The organism is Acidimicrobiales bacterium, from assembly GCA_036491125.1.
Lineage (GTDB): Bacteria > Actinomycetota > Acidimicrobiia > Acidimicrobiales > AC-9 > AC-9.
Genome location: DASXCO010000189.1, coordinates 22,756 through 41,676 on the forward strand (window position 1 = coordinate 22,756; position 18,921 = coordinate 41,676).

17 protein-coding genes are annotated in these 18,921 nt (G+C 65.4%); 7 read left to right on the plus strand and 10 right to left on the minus strand.

Features of this window, described 5'->3' with window-relative positions; genetic code table 11:
* Positions 1-394: 394 nt before the first annotated feature.
* Positions 395-2,086 (plus strand): endo-1,4-beta-xylanase, encoded by a 1,692-nt coding sequence (locus VGF64_15270; GenBank protein HEY1636123.1) that lies wholly within the window; start codon positions 395-397, stop codon positions 2,084-2,086.
* 112 nt (positions 2,087-2,198) lie between these two features.
* Here VGF64_15270 and VGF64_15275 read toward each other — a convergent pair whose 3' ends face one another.
* From VGF64_15275 to VGF64_15290, 4 genes are all read right to left on the minus strand, one after another.
* Complete coding sequence (locus tag VGF64_15275; protein ID HEY1636124.1) at positions 2,199-2,789, minus strand: acyltransferase; 591 nt, start codon at positions 2,787-2,789, stop codon at positions 2,199-2,201.
* A 55-nt stretch (positions 2,790-2,844) separates the two neighbouring features.
* Positions 2,845-3,648, minus strand: coding sequence for a class I SAM-dependent methyltransferase (locus tag VGF64_15280; protein HEY1636125.1), 804 nt, complete (start codon positions 3,646-3,648; stop codon positions 2,845-2,847).
* A 16-nt stretch (positions 3,649-3,664) separates the two neighbouring features.
* Positions 3,665-4,486, minus strand: a complete 822-nt coding sequence (locus VGF64_15285; GenBank protein HEY1636126.1) for a methyltransferase domain-containing protein — start codon at positions 4,484-4,486, stop codon at positions 3,665-3,667.
* Positions 4,487-4,626: 140 nt separating this feature from the next.
* Positions 4,627-6,009, minus strand: a complete 1,383-nt coding sequence (locus VGF64_15290) for a hypothetical protein (protein HEY1636127.1) — start codon at positions 6,007-6,009, stop codon at positions 4,627-4,629.
* A 181-nt stretch (positions 6,010-6,190) separates the two neighbouring features.
* On the opposite strand from VGF64_15290, the gene VGF64_15295 reads away from it, so the two are divergent.
* From VGF64_15295 to VGF64_15315, 5 genes are all read left to right on the plus strand, one after another.
* A complete protein-coding gene (locus VGF64_15295; protein ID HEY1636128.1) occupies positions 6,191-7,291 on the plus strand; it encodes a glycosyltransferase in 1,101 nt (366 codons plus the stop codon).
* A 64-nt stretch (positions 7,292-7,355) separates the two neighbouring features.
* Entirely contained in the window at positions 7,356-8,183 is an 828-nt protein-coding gene (locus tag VGF64_15300; GenBank protein ID HEY1636129.1) for a 2OG-Fe(II) oxygenase, read from the plus strand.
* Between the two features lie 11 nt (positions 8,184-8,194).
* Positions 8,195-9,847 carry a glycosyltransferase gene (locus VGF64_15305; GenBank protein ID HEY1636130.1) on the plus strand — a complete coding sequence of 551 codons (1,653 nt, stop codon included), beginning with the start codon at positions 8,195-8,197 and terminating at the stop codon, positions 9,845-9,847.
* 467 nt (positions 9,848-10,314) lie between these two features.
* Entirely contained in the window at positions 10,315-11,322 is a 1,008-nt protein-coding gene (locus VGF64_15310; GenBank protein ID HEY1636131.1) for a cellulase family glycosylhydrolase, read from the plus strand.
* A 26-nt stretch (positions 11,323-11,348) separates the two neighbouring features.
* Positions 11,349-12,236 (plus strand): hypothetical protein, encoded by an 888-nt coding sequence (locus VGF64_15315; GenBank protein HEY1636132.1) that lies wholly within the window; start codon positions 11,349-11,351, stop codon positions 12,234-12,236.
* 31 nt (positions 12,237-12,267) lie between these two features.
* Here the strand turns inward: VGF64_15315 and VGF64_15320 are convergent, their stop codons facing one another.
* The 4 genes from VGF64_15320 to VGF64_15335 form a co-directional block, all read right to left on the minus strand.
* Positions 12,268-13,242, minus strand: a complete 975-nt coding sequence (locus VGF64_15320; protein ID HEY1636133.1) for a GDP-mannose 4,6-dehydratase — start codon at positions 13,240-13,242, stop codon at positions 12,268-12,270.
* Entirely contained in the window at positions 13,209-13,943 is a 735-nt protein-coding gene (locus tag VGF64_15325) for a sugar phosphate nucleotidyltransferase (protein HEY1636134.1), read from the minus strand. The genes VGF64_15320 and VGF64_15325 overlap by 34 nt, the downstream gene beginning before the upstream one ends.
* Positions 13,927-15,096, minus strand: coding sequence for a glycosyltransferase family 4 protein (locus VGF64_15330; protein HEY1636135.1), 1,170 nt, complete (start codon positions 15,094-15,096; stop codon positions 13,927-13,929). The genes VGF64_15325 and VGF64_15330 overlap by 17 nt, the downstream gene beginning before the upstream one ends.
* 157 nt (positions 15,097-15,253) lie before the next feature.
* Positions 15,254-15,415, minus strand: a complete 162-nt coding sequence (locus tag VGF64_15335; protein ID HEY1636136.1) for a hypothetical protein — start codon at positions 15,413-15,415, stop codon at positions 15,254-15,256.
* Positions 15,416-15,941: 526 nt separating this feature from the next.
* Between VGF64_15335 and VGF64_15340 the strand changes: the two genes are divergently transcribed.
* Entirely contained in the window at positions 15,942-17,012 is a 1,071-nt protein-coding gene (locus VGF64_15340; GenBank protein HEY1636137.1) for a glycoside hydrolase family 5 protein, read from the plus strand.
* A gap of 3 nt (positions 17,013-17,015) precedes the next feature.
* Here the strand turns inward: VGF64_15340 and VGF64_15345 are convergent, their stop codons facing one another.
* Entirely contained in the window at positions 17,016-18,074 is a 1,059-nt protein-coding gene (locus VGF64_15345) for a sulfotransferase (protein ID HEY1636138.1), read from the minus strand.
* A complete protein-coding gene (locus tag VGF64_15350; GenBank protein HEY1636139.1) occupies positions 18,071-18,712 on the minus strand; it encodes a class I SAM-dependent methyltransferase in 642 nt (213 codons plus the stop codon). Before VGF64_15350 ends, VGF64_15345 begins: the two co-directional genes overlap by 4 nt.
* Between the last annotated feature and the right edge of the window lie 209 nt (positions 18,713-18,921).

Genomic DNA, 18,921 nt, shown 5'->3' on the forward strand with positions numbered 1-18,921 from the left:
ACCTGGCGGTGTGAAGCCTGATCGGGCGCCCTTGACAACATAGGCCTAGCACGAAATCCCACGTCGACCGCCAAAACCGCGTGCTGGAACCGAAGTCGTTGTCGTCCTCTGGATGATCCTCGCACTTGCCTGTAATCGGGCATGTCAGTAGGAGACGCGCAAAACCGCCGCGAGCGCTACAATCGGGCTCGAGCTCTGCACGAGGTGGGACGTGGCGAGCGGAAAGAGGCGGATCGAGTTTCTAACGCGCCACCAGCGTGACCTGCCGCGTCGGTTGCGACAGCTTGTTGGGGGCATTAGTGGGCTAATGCTGGTGCTGGTTCTGGTCACCACGGGTGGCTTGGGGCGAGCCGCCGCTGCACCAGCGGCCGCGGTCGTGAATGATCCTCCGGCCTTGCTCCCCTTCACTGTCGCGCGGGGAGTCCTGTTCGGCGCGGCAACAAGGTACTGGATCCTTTCCCCGGGGGTTGATGACCAGTACAGCTCGACCCTCACGGCTAACTACAACGGCGTTACCCCGGAGAACGCCATGAAGTGGGCGGCCACCGAGCCGGCGAAGGACCAGTACGACTTCAGCTCGGCCGACCCTATCGTTGCGTTCGCCGCGGCAAACCACCAGCAGGTCCGGGGCCACAATCTCGTCTGGGGCAATGACAACCCTGCCTGGTTGGAGCAAGGGACATGGACCCGTGACCAGCTCATTCAGATCATGCACGACCACATCTCGAACGTGGTCACCCACTTCGAGAACGAATTCCCGGGCACGGTGACGCAGTGGGATGTGGTGAACGAGGCCGTCACCGGTCCCGGTCAACTCGTACCGAACATCTGGGAGCGTGTCATTGGCTCGGATTACATTTCGATGGCGTTCCAGTTCGCTCACCAGGCCGATCCCAATTCCCAGCTGTATTACAACGACTACGGCGGTGAGGGGCTGGGGCCCAAGTCGGACGCGATCAACTGGGTCGCTGCTTACCTTAAGTCCACGGGGGTGCCCATCGATGGCGTAGGCCTCGAGTCGCACTTCGACCTGAACCCACCCCCACAGGCTGACATCGCCAGCAACATGACCCGGCTCGCCTCCGAGGGGTTGAAGGTGGCGGTCACCGAGATGGACGTGCGTCTGCTGCCGCCCGCTGGCTACACCTCCCCCACCGACGCCCAAAGCTGGGACCAGGCGCACATCTACTACGCGACGCTGGCCACATGCCTGGCCCAGCCCGCCTGTTCCACCTTCGTCACCTGGGGCTTCACCGACAAGTACTCCTGGATACCGACAAGTTATCCGGGCTACGGCTGGGCCCTTCCGTTCAGCGATACCTATGCTCACAAGTCTGCCTACACGGGGCTGGCGGCGGCGCTTCAGGGAGGTGCTGATCCGTACTGCACGACGTACGCCTCGCCCGCTACCGGGACTCATCGGGTCTGCGGTGCCCTGCTGGCCAAGTACCAGGCGCTCGGGGGCCCTTCTGGCTTCCTCGGCTATCCCACCACCGACGAGACCCCCACGCCAGACGGCGTCGGTCGCTTCAATCACTTCGCAAACGACGGCTCCATCTACTGGAGTCCGAACACCGGCGCCTGGTCCATTCACGGCGCCATCCGGGCCAAGTGGGCCAGCATGGGCTGGGAACAGGGCGTTCTCGGCTACCCCACCACCGACGAGACCGGCACTTCAGACGGAGTAGGCCGCTTCAACCACTTCAGCACCGCCGGCTCCATCTACTGGACCCCGAACACCGGCGCCTGGTCCATCCATGGTCGGATTCGGGACAAGTACCAGGCTCTGGGCGGACCCTCGAGCGTCCTCGGCTACCCCGTCACCGACGAGAACGGCACCCCTGACGGAGTGGGCCGGTTCAATCACTTCAGCAACTCCGGCTCCATCTACTGGACCCCGAACACCGGCGCCTGGTCCATCCATGGGCGCATTCGGGACAAGTGGGCCAGCATGGGCTGGGAGAGGAGCTGCTTGCGGTACCCCGTGAGTGACGAATTCGCCATCCCCGGTGGGCGGCAGAGCAACCTTCAGCAGGGCGTGATCACGTATAGCTTCAGCTCAGGACAGGCGACCCCGAGCTGTTAGCGGCGCCTGACCCAAATGAGGTCGACAATCTCGCTAGTGAGCCTCTCTGATAGGACACCTCAACGCTGTCCGAGTTGGCCACCTCGGCGACGGGAAACATCGTGGTTTGGGTTCATATGTCTACCTCCGGAGGCCGTTTCTCGGGAGGCCCGAAATACTCGATCACTCGGGCTGGTGCTCCTACGGCGAGACAGTAGGCCGGGATCGGCTTGCTGACGACAGAGTTGGCGCCGATGACGGAGCCCTCTCCGATATCGGCGAAGACCGTGCACTTCGAGGCGATCACCACCCCGTTCGCGATGCGGATAGGGCGTAGGTCATAGCCCTGGTCGAGCACGTGACGGGCGTGGTCTCGGTATCGGTGAAATCCATCGACGATCAGGCACGACTGGGTGATGGCGCAACGCTCGCCAATGTCGATGGAGCTGGTGCACTGGATCAGGGCGTTGGATGTGAAGGTGCTGCCAGCGCCGATGCTGACCCGACCATTTCCCGATATCTCGCACTTGAACCCGACGCGGAAGTCCACTCCGGGACCAACGAGGAACGAGCCCGCGTCGGGGATGTCGAGGGTGAATCCCGGCCCCAGCCGCACCGGGCCCTGGAACTCGACGGTGCAGTGCTGATGCGTGGCGAGGATCAATGCCTTTCGCGCCTGGGATGCCAGCCCTGCACCCACGCGGTAGCGCACGTGCCAAGGCACTCGGCGCCATCCTCCGACAGATCTGGCAATGCCCATCCTGGTCACATCAGCCCGCCTATCGCGCCCGCAGGACTGCGTGGGGGTCCCCCTTCCAGGTGGAGAGGGCAGCCTGGCGGCCAGCCGGTGTGAGAAGCGCCCGAGGAGAGCGCACTTTGACCTGATCGGGGCCCGGAGGCATCCACAGCAGGCGCGGTCCATCGGTGGTCGTGAAATTGGCGGCCTCGACGAGGCGCTTCAGGCCGGCGAGATTGGGCTTCCACCACCAAGGCCGACCACGACCATCGAGCTCGGCCAGGGGGCGACGTGGAGACAGCATCGAGAGGGCGATGTCGACGGCATCGACCACCATCAAGTCTCCCCGACAGACGCTCCGGACTTTCTCCAGGGCGCGTACCGGATCACGCAGGTGTAGCAAGAGGCTGCCGAGATACACGAAATCGAATGTGCCCACGCGCGCCGGGTCCAGGTCGTAGACGCTCAGCTCCAGGCGCCGCACCTTGGACTGAAGGGTGCGATGCGCGATCTCGAATCCCGAGCCGGGCCTTCGTTGAGAGATCTCCTCGACGACTGTAGGAGGGCTGTTGATCGGCCAATCCCATTGGGCGGGGTCCGGGACGTCGATGGCGATTACCTCGCTCGCCCCTCGCCGCTCCATCTCGAAGGCCCAGAAGCCATCGAATGTCGCGATGTCGAGACAACGGCGACCGGCCAGAGTCTCAGGGAAGGAGAGCATCGGCGGAACCCGACGCGTATCGAACCAGCCGTGGGTCGTGACACCCGGAGCGAGCTCCAGGGTGTGGTACCAGGAGGTGGAGCTGACGGCCTGGCGAAGCGCCTCGTCCGGCTGCGCGATTACCACTGGATACGTCCTCCCATCACGGTTTGACTCCCTCACCCCAGATGTTTGCCACACCCAGACGGTTGACAAGGGGTATGTGGGCCAGGCGGCGGTAGAGCTGCTTGGCCCTCTCCTCCGGGACGAAGTCCGTGTAGACCCATTCCCCGAGCCGGCCTCGACACTGTGAGAAGCCAGCTCTGCGCAGGGAGCGGCGCATCGTCGCGACTGTCTGCTCGTTGACATGCATCAACAGCTCGTACTCCACCCTCGGCTGAACAGGCCACGTGCGGCGCCTTCGGGGATGGAGCCCTCGCTGGAGGCGGTAGGTGACGTCGTAGATCGTTCGACTCGGGAAGGTGTGCGCGAGGATCCTTCCCCCGGGGCGCAAGACGCGGAAGGCCTCACTCAGCGTCTGGTCGAGCTCGCGGGGGGCAAGATGCTCGACTACGTCGAGCATCGTCACCAGGTCGGCAGTCCCATCGTCGAGCGGTATTCGTCGCGCGTCTGCCAACAGGACCTCGGCTCGGTCGCCGACTCCATGGACCCGGATCGTCTCCGACGTGAGGCGGACCGCCGCCGGCGAGTACTCGACGCCCACGGCTCGACCAGCACCCGACTCGACTGCGACCGCCAGGAGCTCGCCGCGGCCGGTGCCGATGTCGACCAGCACCTCTCCGGGTTGAAGGTGGGCTCGCTGCAGGGAGCCCACGTAGACACCCGCGACGGCCGCTCCGCCGGAGCCGCGCCATTCATCACTGCCGGCACACGTCGTGAGGTAGTAGTCGTCGTCGTAGAGCTCTGGGGAGACCAACGGCGGCGGAGGCAGGTTCTCCTCGTTGTCTCGTTCGGTTCGGCTCACGCCACTCATTCTCTGAAGATTGGTCCCGCGCGGCAGCGGGCGGTCACCTGCACGGAAGGTTCGTCGCGAGAGGCACAGTCTCCTGTGCTGTCCGGCCGGACGGCCCGCGGTGGACGGGCGCGAGGGTCCTGGTCAGTTGATCACGGGGTAGCGGGCGCGAGCCTCGGCCACAGCTGATCGGCGAAGCCTGGCCATCCGATGGCTGGATCGATGCCAGATCGGCGCAGGCCGGAGGCCGCCCGCCGGGCGGCACGGACGCAGCCCATGTTCGTCAACGCGGTGGGGACGAGCACCGCGGCCTCGTCCCCACAGGCCGTCTCGGCGGCGAAGAACCCCGAGAACCGGGCATAACGGGCGGCTGACCGTAGTACCTTCCCCACTCTGGCGGTGGGTCGGTTGCGCTGAAGCACGGCCAGGTCGTTGAGGTTGACCAGGTGGTAGGGCGGGTTCGGCGATGGTCCGGCATCACGAGCCAGCCAGCCTCCGGGAAGGCGCAAGTGGGCCGACCTCGCCCTCGACCGGCCGGCGGAGGCCTGCGCCATCCAATGGAGCTGGTTCCCGACCTCGGCCAGCGAGCCTGGCCCGCTTGCCCGAAGGCGATCGGACGCGGCCAGAGCAGCGGCGAGCATTGTGCCCCGAGCCCGCTCGCCGGTGAGCGAGAGGCAACGATCCAGCGCCAACAGGCCCTCATCGATCGGGCGCCCACCGGCAAGCCGAGCGATGAGCGAGTGCACGTGGGTGTTGAGAACCAGCTCGTTCGCGCCTGCATCGCGCTCGACCGAGTCATGGAGGTACCAGGTGCCCCCCTCCCAGGGGATGGCGAATCCCTCGAGAGCGTCCAGCGCCCTCTCGGCCAATGCGGCCGGGTGGCCGCCTCCGTTCCGCTCGGCTTCGGCCTGGAGCAACAAGATGGCATCGACGAGGAAGCGCACGTGTGTCTCACCCTGCCCCATCAGGTCGTGCACGGGCATTCCGCCGGGTGCCCGCTCGATCCGGTCGGCGACCACTGCCGCCACATGGGCAGCGACTCCGTCCCAGAAGGCACCTCCTCTGAGACGCGCCAGGCGGTAGATGGACAGCGCCGTCTGCTCCGAGGGACAACGCTGTCCGAGGAACTCGTGGGTGTCGAGAACTGCGCCTCCGACGAGGAATCGGGCCAGATGTGCCGGCGGCCCCAGCGTGGCGAAGGAACCGACGACGGTGAGAGGCGGGTGGTGCCCGTGCTCGAAGGCCTGCGCTGCCGACCGACCGAGGTCAACCGTGTCGAGCTCGGCCGAAGCGCTGACGACCAACCTGACGCCACCGTCCATCGGTTCGAGGGTCCAGGCCACGGGATCCGATCGCTCCAGAGCACCGTTGGCCGTCCAGCTCCTCTGGGCGGGGGGTTGGATGATCCAGCGGCACGACCCTGATCCGTCGGCCAGGAGGCGATCCCCGATGAGGTGCCACCCGTGCCACTCCAGCTCTCTGGTGACGGCGAGGCTGCGAGCCTCCCAGTGTGTCGCGGGAAGCCCAGTCGCCATCGAGCCGGCCCCCTCGGGGTCGGCAATAGACGGACCGCTCACGGCTGGTCAGATGCAGGAAACGGCCTATTCATACCTGTAGGCCTCTGGCGGCCTGTGCCTGCTCTCCGGAGGAATCTGGGGCTGATGGGCGAAGAGAATAGCGATGCCCGCAGTGCGCCGCCCTACTGTGCTCCACTGCATGAGAGACTGGGGGCTGCCCTCGGAGCGCTTCGTTCCCGAGCTCGTTGGCTCGTCCAGGGCGACTCGTGCCATCGTGGTCTGTGGCCGGCGGGCCGGGGTGACGGGCGGCCGATTGCGCACCTACGAGGTCGGTGCGCTCGCCAGCCGGGTCGCCGAGCAGCGACAGAGGCGGCTGCGGAGGGGATCCATCGCCGTCATAGCCGTGGCTGAGCGGGCCCGGATCCTGCACGCCCACCTCGGATACTGGGCGGCTGAGGCGGCCGTCGTGGCTCGGAGGCTCAACCGTCCGCTCGTCGTCTCACTTCACGGCCATGACCTCCTCGTGGAGGGCCCAGCGATGGAGGAGCCTCATGCGCTCCTCGAGGCCGACGTGGTGATCGTCCCGTCGGCGTACCTGGCGAACGCGGCGGTCAATTTCGGGATCCGCGAGGATCGCCTTCGGATCATCCCGTCCGGGGTCGACCTCTCTCGGCTCCGGTTCGCCGAGCGCCGTCCTTCCGCTGGCCCAGTCGTCGTCACGTTCGCCGGTCGCTTCGTGGAGAAGAAGGGGGTGCTCGACGCCGCTCGCGCACTGGCTCTCGTCCAGGAACAGAGGCCCGACGTGGAGGCCCGGTTCGTGGGATACGGCCCGTTGGAGGGCCAGCTGCGGCGACTCCTTGCCGATCTCGGCCTTCGTGCCCAGATCTGGGACGGGGCATCCCCTGATGCTGTTGTGACGGCCTTTGCGGACACCCACCTCGTTTTGACGCCGAGCCGTACTGCGCCGGACGGCGACGCTGAGAGCCTGGGGCTTGTGAACCTCGAGGCGCTCGCAAGTGGGATCCCGGTGGTGACCACACAGCACGGAGGGATACCGGAAGCCGTCTGCTCCCAGGCGGCCGCGCTCGTGCCGGAGAGGGACGTCATTGCCTTGGCGGCAGCGATAAGCGACCTGCTCGCCACCCCCGACCGCTGGCCGGCGATGGGACGGGCGGGGCGGGCCCACGTGTCCCAGAACTTCGATCCCGCCGCTCGGGCAGCCGAGGTCGAGGATCTCTACCTCGCACTCCTCCAGAGCTTCAAACGCGCCGACCGCCCCCGCCTTCGCTTGACGGGCTGACAGCCGTGCAGGGAGCTGACCCCGAGAGGGCGAACCACTAGCTGCCCCTGGAGCTGAGTTCAACTTGATCGAGACCATGTTCAGCCTTGACGTCGAGCGGCTCGCAGCGATAGCTGCCGAACACCGCAACCAATACCGCTCAGCCGCTCCGTATCCTCACGTCGTCATCGACGACTTCCTCCCGGAACGAGTGCTCGACGAGGTCGTGGCTGAGTTCCCGACACCGGACCGCGCCCACTGGTGGCGGTTCGACAGCGAGACGGAGCGCAAGCTCGCCTCTACGGATCACTCGATCATGGGCTCGTCTACTCGCAGCCTGCTCGCCCAGCTCAACGGGGCGGCGTTCATCGACCTCCTCCAGGACCTCACCGGGATCCCCGGGCTCGTTCCCGACCCACATCTCTTCGGTGGTGGCCTCCACCAGATCGAGCGTGGCGGCTACCTCGAGGTGCACGCCGACTTCAACCTCCACCCGGTTACCCACCTGGAGCGGCGGCTCAACGTGCTCGTCTACCTCAACCGCGACTGGCAAGAGAGCTGGGCGGGGGCACTCGAGCTGTGGGGGGCCGACATGGCCCGGTGCGAGGCTCGGATCCAGCCCGTGTTCAACCGGTGCGTGATCTTCAGCACCACGGCCACCTCGTTTCACGGCCACCCGTCTCCATTGGCCTGTCCCGAAGGCGTGACCCGCAGGTCCCTTGCCCTCTACTACTACGCCCTGCCGGCCACGACCGCAGCCGAGCCGGCTCGCAATACGCTGTTCCCCAGGGAACAGAGGCCTCGCGCCAGGGGTGACTCGCTCCGTAGGTGGGGAAAGGAGCTCGCACCTCCGCTCGTCGTCCGCTCGATCCGGCAGCTCCGCGGCGCAAGGCGCGGGGCACACGCCTCGTAGTTGGTCTTTGGATGGAACGGGAGCCGACGGCGACCCAGCCACGGGCGACCGATCTGTCTGTCATCATCCCGACGCGCGACCGCTGGTCGATTCTCGGCAGGACGCTCGAGGCTCTTGGTCGCCAGACGGTGTCGGGGTTCGAGACCATAGTCGTGGTCGACGGGACAGATCAGCGCCCTCCGGCCCTTGGTGATGTGCGGATCGTCGTACAGGACCACAGGGGTCCGGGGGCGGCAAGGAATACGGGAGTGCGGGCCACCGACCGGTCCCTCGTCCTGTTTCTCGGTGACGACATGGTCCCGAGCGCTGAGATGATCGAGCGCCACCTGGCCGGGCACCGAACCCATGGGAGACTCTGCGATGCCGTGCTTGGACACGTCGACTGGCACCGGGACGTCCCTCGAAATCGCGTGGCACGCTGGTTGGACTCTTCGGGGACGCAGTTCGACTATCCGAACATCGATGGCGAGGAGGCGGGCTGGGGCCGGTTCTACTCCTGCAACGCATCCCTCAAGCGCTCGTTCTTCCTTGATGCCGGGGGCTTCGACGAGGACTTCGAGTTCGACTACGAGGACCTTGATTGCGCCTACCGCATGGACCAGCGGGGCCTCGTGCTCTGGTACGAGCCCGGTGCCGTCGCCTACCACCTCCATCCTTACGACTTCGAACGGCTGGCCCGCCGGTACGAGAGCAGGGCTCGTGCCGAGCGGATGATGGAAGCGAAGCACCCCTGGTTCTCCCCGTGGTTCGCCAATCTCATCCTCGCTGCCGACGCCGAGCGCCACGTATCGCACTTGTGGCCGCTCGTTGCCGACCGTGTGCCGAAGCAGTGGGCCCGGGCCTCGCAGGTGGCCCAGCGTCGCGAGAGCACCTGGTTTCATCAGCAGCTGGCGAGCCGGTTTCTCGCCGTGTGGGAAGGCGAAGAAGACCTTGCCGATCTCAAGGCGTATCTGGGCGACGAGTTTGACCTCCAGACGCTGTGGAGCCACGAGAACGCCGTCGACGAGGAGGAGCGCCGGGCACCCGATGAGGGGACTTTCTATCGAACCAGCGACATGTACCTCTACGACCTGACCGCCTTTGCGATGACTGGAACGAAACGTCCGTATCTGGCAGCGCTCCGCCAGTGTGTACCCGCGCCCGCTCGAGTCCTCGACTACGGCTGCGGAATTGGAAGCGACGGTCTGCGCCTGACTCCCGGCGGCTATCAGATGGCCTTCGCCGATTTCGACAACCCGAGCACCCGCTATTTGCGGTGGCGGCTGCGGCGACGGGGGATCGACGCACCCGTCTACGATCTTGACAGGGAGGTGCCGGGAGGTTTCGACGCCGTTTACGCGTTCGATGTCATCGAGCACACCGATGACCCGTTGAGCTTTCTACGCGAAGTCGAACGGCTCGCCGAGGTTGTCGCTGTCAACCTCCTGGAGCCTGACCCCGCCGATACTCACCTGCACAGGCCGCTCCCGATCGGAACCATCCTCGACAGGGCCACCGAAGGTGGATTGCTGCACTATCGGAAGTATCACCGGCGTTCCCACCTGGTGATCTACCGGTCGGCCGGCTTCAACCGCCTGCGCTCCCGGGGCGAACGACTGATCGGTGCGACGGCCGCTCACCTCGATGGCTTTGGTCCTCGGATTCGACAGGTGCTGACCGGATGAGCACTGCTTCTTTCCCGTGATGGAGGCTCTCCGCTAATGCGTCGGACACGGCTTCCGTGGCAGCCTTGTGGCCCCGCCTGTGCTATGTTCGCCGCTCCTTCGTGAGCACGCTGGGGAGCGGTGTGAAGTTTCGATCCGAAGCCGTTTGGGTTGATCCACCTCGACACCCACGTCGATCGATGCCAGCTGTGGTGGCGGCGCTCTTGCTGCTGTCAGTGGCATTGGTGTCAGCGTCGGTTCGGTCGTCACCCGCTCTGGGCCCGCCTCAACGCGTCCTGGCGGGCAACATCGCCAGCCTACCGAGCTCGAGCATGGCTGTTCCCTCCAACCAGGGTGCCCCGATCACTCTCGTCCCCTCCCCGATGCAGGGGGGCGGAACGACTTCAGAGCCCCCTGCGTCACGGCTCCCGAGCACATCATCTGCGGTACATTCTCAGGCTCCGGCGGCAAGCATCGCCCAGGCAGCCGTGTCGGTCGTGAGAGGACCGCTTAAGACCGAGGGAAACCTCATTCTCGACGGCCTCGGACACCCACTCACGCTGCGTGGCGTTGTCAGTGATTGGTTGGACTGGCAGCCGTCGATCGCGAATTTCTCGCCGCTCGATGACTCGAGCATCGGCCGGATGAAGCAATGGGGCGCCAATACCGTGCGTGTCCTTCTCAGTGAGGAGTTCTGGAACTCCAACGACTGTCAATTCGTGCCTTCCTATGCCGCCAATGTGGACCGTGTCGTGGAGTCGATCACCTCCCGGGGAATGGTTGCTCTGCTCAATCTGCACAACAACGCTCGACACCCATGCCAGCCATCCAACCAGCAGCGGATGGCGGACTACCCTGGCTCGGTTGCGTTCTGGCAATCAGTTGCCAATCGTTACCGGACCAACCCTCTCGTGGCCTTCGATCTGTACAACGAGCCTCACGACATCACCTGGTCGCAATGGCTCAACGGGGGGACCCTCGTCGACTCTGATGGTGTCGTCTGGCAAGCGGCCGGAATGCAGCAGCTGTACGACGCGGTGCGTAGCCAGGGCGCGTTGAACCTGGTCTTCGCCAGCGGTAACCAGTGGGGGAACCTCCCGCCGCCCGACAACTATCTCCATGGGTTCAACATCGTGTACGCGGCCCACTACTACACGTGTTCCAGCGCGCCGGCCACGAGCTGCACGACCCCGGACCCGTACAATCCTGCCCCTCCCGGCCAGCGACTGGACGCATGGACACCGACCACCAAAGGCCACGCGGTAGTGGTGACCGAGTTCGGTTGGCCCGACCCAACGAGCGGTACCTATAACCAGAACGTGATTAACTGGGCCGAGTCCCGACACGTAGGTTGGACGGCCTACGGGTGGTACACCGGGATTGCAGGGGGTAAAGCAGCGTTCGGCATTCTCAATGACATGAACACCTTCGAACCGACGCCTTCCGGAGTTCCAGTCAAGGCAGGTATAGAGAAGGGCTTGTTCGGCCTTCCCTGATCCTCATGTCCCCTCGAATTGAAGTCGTGATCCTCGCCCACGACCATCGGGACGCGCTCGAAGAGCTTATCGGCAACGTACAGTTCTTCGTTCCCGAGGCAGAGGTCGTCGTGTTCAATGGCGGAACCGACGAGGGCCTGACCGTTGGGTTAGGGGTGGATGTCTGTCCCCATTCGATCCCGCTCAGGCTCGGCAACCTCGTCCCCTTTCACTGGGGGGTCCAGCAGTGGATGCGCGAAGCAGGCGTGCCATTCGACTTCTTGGTGGTTCTCGATTCTGATCAGCTGTTCGTGCGTCATGGCTTTGCGGAGTTCCTTGAGGCGACGATGGTCAACAGCGAATTCATGGCAGGGGGCTACCTCGAAGTGCCGGCTCGTCACTACCCAGACTGGGATGAGGTCCGTCGCATCAACTACTCGTGGAAACGCTATTGGGAGCCGCTCTACGGGCTACCCCACCCGGCGTGGGGATTCAACCCGGGAACAGTGTTTCGGCGAGAGTATCTGGACCGTGTCTCCCGGTTTGCAAACGCGCAAAAGATATTGAAGGTCGCCTCGCGCTCACGAATCTATGGAATCGAGGAGTTCGTGTTTTCGACATTAGCCGGGCGCCTCGGATGCAATCCCATCCGGCATCCTGGATCGTGCGGCCTGGTGAGCGGATACCCGTCGCCAGAAACGTTCGCGCGCTGCCTCAAGGACCCGGATGTCTTCTTGATTCATAAGGTCCACATGGAGATGGACGCCCCAGACCGGCAGGTCATCCGGGAGCTACGAAACGGTGGAGACCCCGATGTGGGCTTGCTCGCCAGGTTCTCGGAGGAGCATGGCCGACCGGAACCCGGAGCGACGCCAACCTGGTCTGCCAGCACACGCGCACGGCTGAAGGATCTGTACTTCCAGGTGCTTCCCTGAGTGAAGCTCCATCGAGGGAGCACGGCACCGACTACAGGCCAAAAGGCGACGAGTGGTGATCCAGCTCGGCGCGATACCACGCGATCGTCCGTTCGAGCCCGGCCTCCAGCGAATGGCTGGGGACGTAGCCGAGGAGGTCCCTGGTCTTCCTGGTATCGCTGTACATGCGAGGTATCTCGGTCGGACGATCGGGCAGAGCCCCGAACTCGGCAGCAATCGGGTTGCCCATGAGATCGAGGATTGTCCTGGCGAGGTCGCGCATGGAGACCTCTTGTCCTCCGCCGAGGTTGACGACCTGACCCTCCAAGCCAGGTGCGGTGGCAGCCCGGACAAACCCGTCCGCCAGGTCTTCGGCGAAGTTGAACTCTCGGGTTTGGAAGCCCTGGGTCATCGCCAGGCGCTCCTTCCTAAGGCCCTTGACGACGATCTCCGGGACTATCCGATCGGGGCTCTGGGCCGGCCCATACGCGTTAAACGGCCTGACCACCACGATTGGCCAACCTCTCCCAAGGTGGAACATCCGGCCGAACCGCTCCCCGGCGTACTTGCTCACGGAGTAGGGCGAGAGCGGGTTGACCGTGGCATCCTCGGCGAAGGGAACGGGCACGTCACCGTAGACCTCGCTGGTGCTCGTGTAGACAAACCGTCGGTAACCCGTGGACGCAAGAGCCTGCAGGAGGTTCACGGTGCCGTGCACGTTGGTTTGGACGCACTCGTCCACTCGCTGCCAGGACTTACCGACGTGTGTGTAGGCGCCAAGATGGAAGACGACCTGAGGCCTGACCGTCTCAGCCAGCACCGCCATTGCAGTTGGATCGGTCAGGCTGCCCTCGTGCAAGTTGATCCGCTCCCGCAGATCGAGGAGCCGAACCGGATAGACGGACGATACGGTGCTGGTGAGGGCATGAACCTCTGCCTCATCGTCGACGAGTCGGCGAACGAGGTGGGAGCCGATGAAGCCGGTGGCGCCTGTTACGAGGACACGGGCACCGACGAGCTCAGCCAAGGTCCATCTCCTTCGCTACATAGTGCACTCAGCTCGAGCGCATCTTTGTATGTGTCCATTGAGCGCCAGAAGCCGTTATGACGGTAGGCGTACAGCTCGCCCGCGGCGGCGAGGGACGGAAGAACTTCCCGCTCGAGGTCGTCACCTGCCCAATGCTCGAACGCCCGCTCCTCGATTACGAGGAACCCGGCGTTGATCCAGTGGTCGACCAGCTTGGGTTTCTCCACGAACCGAACGACGCGACTCTCATCCGTGCACTCGACTGTGCCGTACGGAGACGGCAGGGGGACGGTGGTCACCGTGGCTGCGCCGGCGTGAGAGGCGTGGAATTGGAGCAGAGCGGGGATGTCGACTGCTCCCAGTCCATCTCCATATGTCGCGATGAAGGTGGTCCCGACTAGCGGGCGGCAGCCGGCGATCCGCCTGCCAGTGCCGGCGTCAACGCCCGTATCTAGAACCTCGACTGCCCACTGGCTGGGGAGCCGCGCGGCAAAGTCCACGATTAGGTCACTCCGGAAGCCGGCGGCCAGCACGAACTCCTCGAATCCCTGCCCGGCGAAGATCTCCAGGAGGTGTCTCAGGATCGGGCGGTCGCCGACCTGGAGTAGCGGCTTGGGCAACTCCAGAGTGTGGGGATAGGCGCGGGTCCCCTTACCCCCGCAGAGGATGACCGTCTTGGGATGTTCAGTTGCAGGTGTCATGGGCAGGGATCCGAAACGACCGACGACTGGCCGTGGTGGCTTCGTAGACATTCTCGTGGGCGGGGCCGATGACCTCCTTCCAGTCCCAACGACGGGCGTGTCGGGCACAGTGGGCTGGCGTGGCCGGACTTGCGGCCAGGTCGATCACGTGGTCAAGCGCTGACGCCAGCGCAGCCACGTCCCCGTAGGGGACTGTCGCGCCGACCTCAGGTCGGTCGACGACCTCCGCGATGCCTCCAGCGGCGCTCCCGACCACTGGCGTGCCACACGCCATCGATTCAGCGAGCACGAGTCCGAACGCCTCGTGAAGTGACGGTAACACCGTCACCGTCGCATCGCGGTAGCGACGTGGCATCTCTCCCAGCTCCCCGACGCCCAGCACGTCTGTTGCTCCCAGCGCCAGCGTTGCGACGGCACGCGGACCATGCGGGCCATCGCCTTTGGTCGCCCACGAGGGGTCGCCGGGACCTGCGAGGATCAGCCGGGCGTCTGGCCGGCGGTCAATGAGCCGGGCCACAGCGGCCAGGGTGACGTCCACGCCCTTGCGCGCGTCGGCCGCATCTGCCGGGAAGAGGATCCGCGGCGGTCCAACGCGAGGACGGAGATCCGGTGTGAATTGATCCAGGCGAACTCCGGGCGCCACAATCTCTGGCAGCCGGCCGGTCAGATGCCTTGTCGCGTGAGCTGCGGACTGGCTGAGGGCGGTCACCGTCGTCGCCGCGCCGACGCCTCGTACGAAGTACTGAAGAGACAAGCCGCCCCGCTGCTTGAACTGCTCCACAGTCGGATGGCCGAGGACGGTGTAGACGACGCGCTGACCTGTGAGTCGCGCTCCGATCGCGGCCGTCGGGGTGAGGGCGTGGACAACGTCGAAGCGTTTGGCGGCGAGCGCTTGCATGGCCACGACCCCGAATGTGTCGGCAGGCCTGAACGGGTGCTTCACTCCGGGGATCCGGGTGCGGTGCCGGAGGCGATGGGTGGTCACGCCTACCTCATCGGTGACTGAGGGATGATCATAAGTGCCCGTGATCACGTGGACCTCATGACCCGCCCCCGAGAGGTACCAGCCAAGATCGTGCAGGTAGCGTTCAGCGCCTCGACGGACCTCGGGCCACGAGAATGGATGTACCAGAGCGACGCGGAGTCGCCTCACGTGCGCGGATCTTGCCAACTACCAGCCTTCCGGCAGAGCCGATTGGCCGGGGCGGCCTCGATGGCGGGAGTTTCCATGCTGTCTCGTGCTGTTCTGGGCGAGGCTGCGGGTTGCGGTCGCGAGTACCGGAGGGATATGACCCGCGGCGGCGAAGACTCTACCGATGGGTGGCCTCTCGCGCCCGGAAGCTCTTCGCCGCGTGGATGGATGCGGCCTGCCCGGTGTCGGCGTTGCAACCTGTTGACCGCCCGTCGGACAGTCGCTGCGGCACCGGCGTCTTCAGAACGTTCTGGGTGACGGCGTCGATGGTCCTGGCCATCGGCACCGCGCTCGTACTGGCCCTCGTCGTTGGGCAGGGCAAGGTCGATCGCGGAACGGAACCGGCCGTAGTAACCGGCCCGAGCCAGCCCAGCCCAGGGGGCCCCCCGACAACCGCCCCCCCGGGCCCAAATCTGCTTACACCGGTCCAGGTGGCCTTTCGTCCCGGTGTGGGGACCTGGGCGGGTACGGACGCTCGGCTCACCTGGGTCAACAGCCCCAGCCGGACGGGTGCGGGCGCGCTGGCTGTGGCGCCGTTGACTCCTGTAGCTCGTGCCGTCGCGGCCAGCTCCTGGAGCGGCCCCGGAACGTCTTCGCCGGCTGTGCCAGGGCAGGCCTACACCGGTTCGGCATGGGTGGCGGGAGCTGCCAATGGACTCCAAGCCGATGTCGTCTTGGTCTTTCGTTCAGCGTCCGGGACGCCGCTATCTAGCGTCTGGGGGCAGGCTACGCCGGCCATCGCCGGTGGTTGGGACCAAACCATTCCGGCTGTCGGGATCGCCCCGACGGGAAGCACGTTCGTAGAGATGGCAATCCTGTTCTGGCACGCAACCCAAAATGCCGTCGACTACGTCGACTCTCCCCTACTCACGACGACCCCATCGGGCTCGCCAGCCGTGATCGGCCCTCTCCACACGGCCGGCAATCAGATCCTCGATGCCAACGGCCGTGCTGTCGTCCTACGGGGCATACAACGGTACGGGCTCGAGTCGGACGGCCCCGACCCGAACTTCAACGAGAACGACATCGCCCACGCCAAGCAGTGGGGGGCCAACCTCGTCCGGGTCTCCCTGGGGGAGGAGCGCTGGCTGGCTGGCAGCTGCGGTTACGATCCCGCCTACACCACAAAAGTCGACAATATCGTCAAATGGGTCACGCAGCTGGGCATGGTTGCGGTGCTCGACCTCCATTTCAACGCCATCGCTCCCTGCTCGAGACCCGGGCTCCAGGAGATGGCCGATGCCCCAAACGCCATCACGTTCTGGCGGCAGGTGGCGCAGCGATACCGCTCTAACCCACTGGTCGCGTTCGAGCTCTACAACGAGCCTCATGACATCTCCGACGCCGTCTGGCGGAATGGAGGTCCCGTCAACCAGGCGGGCGTGACATTTGTCGCCGCAGGCATGCAGCAGCTCTACGACGCCGTGCGGAGCCAGGCGGCGAACAACCTCGTCTTCGTCAGCGGCAACCAATGGGCGACGCAGTTTCCGAGCACAGCCCCACTCGCTGGCTACAACATCGTGTACGGCGTCCATGCGTACACTTGTCCCGCCAATCCGCCGCCCACCTGCGGCAGCTCTGATCCCTACGATCCCCCGGCCCTCCTTAATCCCTGGGTGTCGGTCGCTACCCGGGTTCCGGTCATGATCACCGAGTTCGGCTGGCCGGATCGCAATGACGGTCGGTACATGGCGAATGTCATCAAATTCGCTCAGGTCCACGGGTGGGGCTGGGTGGCATTTGCCTGGGACGGCAGCACATCGGGTCAGTTCGATCTGCTGGCCGACGTGGGCCCTGACGCCAACTACGTGCCCACCCCGTCGGGGATGGCCGTACTGGGAGGTTTGCTCAGCGGGGAGCCCCAGCAGACTCGCTAAGTCTCAGGTGTTGTTGGGAGCCCTCCAGACTCGGCGTGCGCCCTCCTCCTGGAAACGCCGCACAGCGGCGTACCGCTGCTCAGGCTCTCGTAGGGTGAGGCGGGCAGTAACGGTTGCACGACCAGAAGAAAGCAGCCGCGCGGGGGCGGACGCCGCGTTGAGAGCGCTTCCAGCAATCCTCGCGACCGCCCGCGGAGACGGATAACCGTAGGGGGCGAGCATCGGCGTGACGATCGCTGACACCCGCGCTCGGTCTGCTGCCCCGAATCGGTCCTGCCATGCACCACGAGGAGCTGGTGCCACAGCGTCGAGCGCCCGACGCTGCCAGGGCGCAGCGGCGGTAGCGATCGTGGCTTGCCGACGGGACGGATCCAATAGCATGCTTGGGTCGTACTGCTCGTCGAGGAATGAGCACACCAGGCGCAGGGTCGTGTCGGCTTCCCGGCAGAGGTCCTCGTAGCGGACGCGCATGTACTGGGCAGGACCGCGGGCGGTGCCCGCCCTGACATTGTCGAGTGTGAACCGCAGGTAGCGGCGGGCGATCGCCGCCGGGTCTTCTTGTTCCCACGGCATGGCTGCCGACGAGGCGACGACGTCCCGCGGGTCCCGCACGATGTGGACGATCTGCGCTTCTGGAAAAAGCTCCCAGGCGTCGGTGGCCGGCTGTCCCGGGGTCTTGTCCGACCAACGCTGCTTCCCGTGCCGCTCTGCGAAGTCGGCCATCATCGAGTTGAAGACGGCTCGGTACGTGCGATCGGAGCCCTTCAGCCGCTCGAACAAGGTAGCCTCATCGAAACCTGAATCGGCCAGCAGAGGCGGCACGGGGTTCAGGGTCTCGTGAACAACGCGGCGCAGCCGGGCATCGTCGTGAAGATCACCCCAGAAGTCCCGCAGGTGGTACACGCGGAAGAAGAAGTACGTCTCGGGCGGTGCAGCGATCCGTGGGTGGGCACCCAGTAGCGCCTGGAGAAGAGTTGTGCCGCTGCGCTGGAAGCCGACGACGAAGATCGGCCTGTCTTCCTTAGTACTGGCAGCCGTCGCCGACGGGAGGGCATACGTCATCTTGGCGTGAATACCTCCCAGGAGCCGGACCCCACAGACCCCGTTCGGACTCGGACGAATCCCGCTTCGTGCCAGCGTCCGACCCAGGCCGACAGGTTGTCCCGCACGGGGTATGTCGTGCTTGCCGTCAGCACCTCGGCATCGTCCGTGCACACCCGCCGAAGCTCGTCGAGCACGGGGACTGCATTCAGCGATGTGACGAGATCGAACGATGCTGCCGGAAAGGGCAGGCGAATTGACGTCGCGTGTTTGAAGGACAGGTTCGGGCGCGGATAGCGCGATCGCGCCTGGCGAAGCATTCGGCGGGAGGTGTCGACGGCCGTGACCTCGGTCGCTGGATCCCGATCGGCGACCAAGGCGGCCGAGGGGCCGGCACCGGTGCCGATGTCGAGTGCCCGGCGAGCGGTGCGACACGAGGTGAGTCCGTCGAGGAGCGGCGCACTGTGCGACCGGGTGTCCCCGTAGCCGGACCACCGGGGGGCCGCCAGGAAGTAGTAGAGGGATGCGGCCAGTCGGTCGGACAGCGCCGGCTGCCCCACCATGAAGAGAGATATGGCATAGCGCTGGCGGCTCGGGTCTGTAACACGTTCGAGCAAACCGAGCGCCTCCGCGCGACCTCGGGAGAGGAGGGCTGTCATCGTGCACCTCGTGCTCGCCCCGACACTGAGTGCAGGCCGTGGCAACGTCGAAGAGCTGGTCCTGAACCTCGTGTCGAGCTCATTCGCTCCATGTCCTGAGTGGCAACTTGTTCGCCTGCGGCCGCGGCAATTTCGACACGAAGGGGACCCAATCCTTCCGGCGGCGGGAGAGCGGGGTCCTGTCTTCGTGGCGCTTGCCGTCCCCCGTC

What these genes read in the sequence shown, in the direction of transcription:
- VGF64_15350 (HEY1636139.1), bottom strand. Translation starts at nt 18,712, where the DNA reads ATGACAGCCCTCCTCTCCCGAGGTCGCGCGGAGGCGCTCGGTTTGCTC.
- VGF64_15305 (HEY1636130.1), top strand. Translation starts at nt 8,195, where the DNA reads ATGGAACGGGAGCCGACGGCGACCCAGCCACGGGCGACCGATCTGTCT.
- VGF64_15325 (HEY1636134.1), bottom strand. Translation starts at nt 13,943, where the DNA reads ATGACACCTGCAACTGAACATCCCAAGACGGTCATCCTCTGCGGGGGT.
- VGF64_15295 (HEY1636128.1), top strand. Translation starts at nt 6,191, where the DNA reads ATGAGAGACTGGGGGCTGCCCTCGGAGCGCTTCGTTCCCGAGCTCGTT.
- VGF64_15335 (HEY1636136.1), bottom strand. Translation starts at nt 15,415, where the DNA reads ATGGCCAGGACCATCGACGCCGTCACCCAGAACGTTCTGAAGACGCCG.
- VGF64_15345 (HEY1636138.1), bottom strand. Translation starts at nt 18,074, where the DNA reads ATGACGTATGCCCTCCCGTCGGCGACGGCTGCCAGTACTAAGGAAGAC.
- VGF64_15290 (HEY1636127.1), bottom strand. Translation starts at nt 6,009, where the DNA reads ATGGCGACTGGGCTTCCCGCGACACACTGGGAGGCTCGCAGCCTCGCC.
- VGF64_15340 (HEY1636137.1), top strand. Translation starts at nt 15,942, where the DNA reads ATGGCAATCCTGTTCTGGCACGCAACCCAAAATGCCGTCGACTACGTC.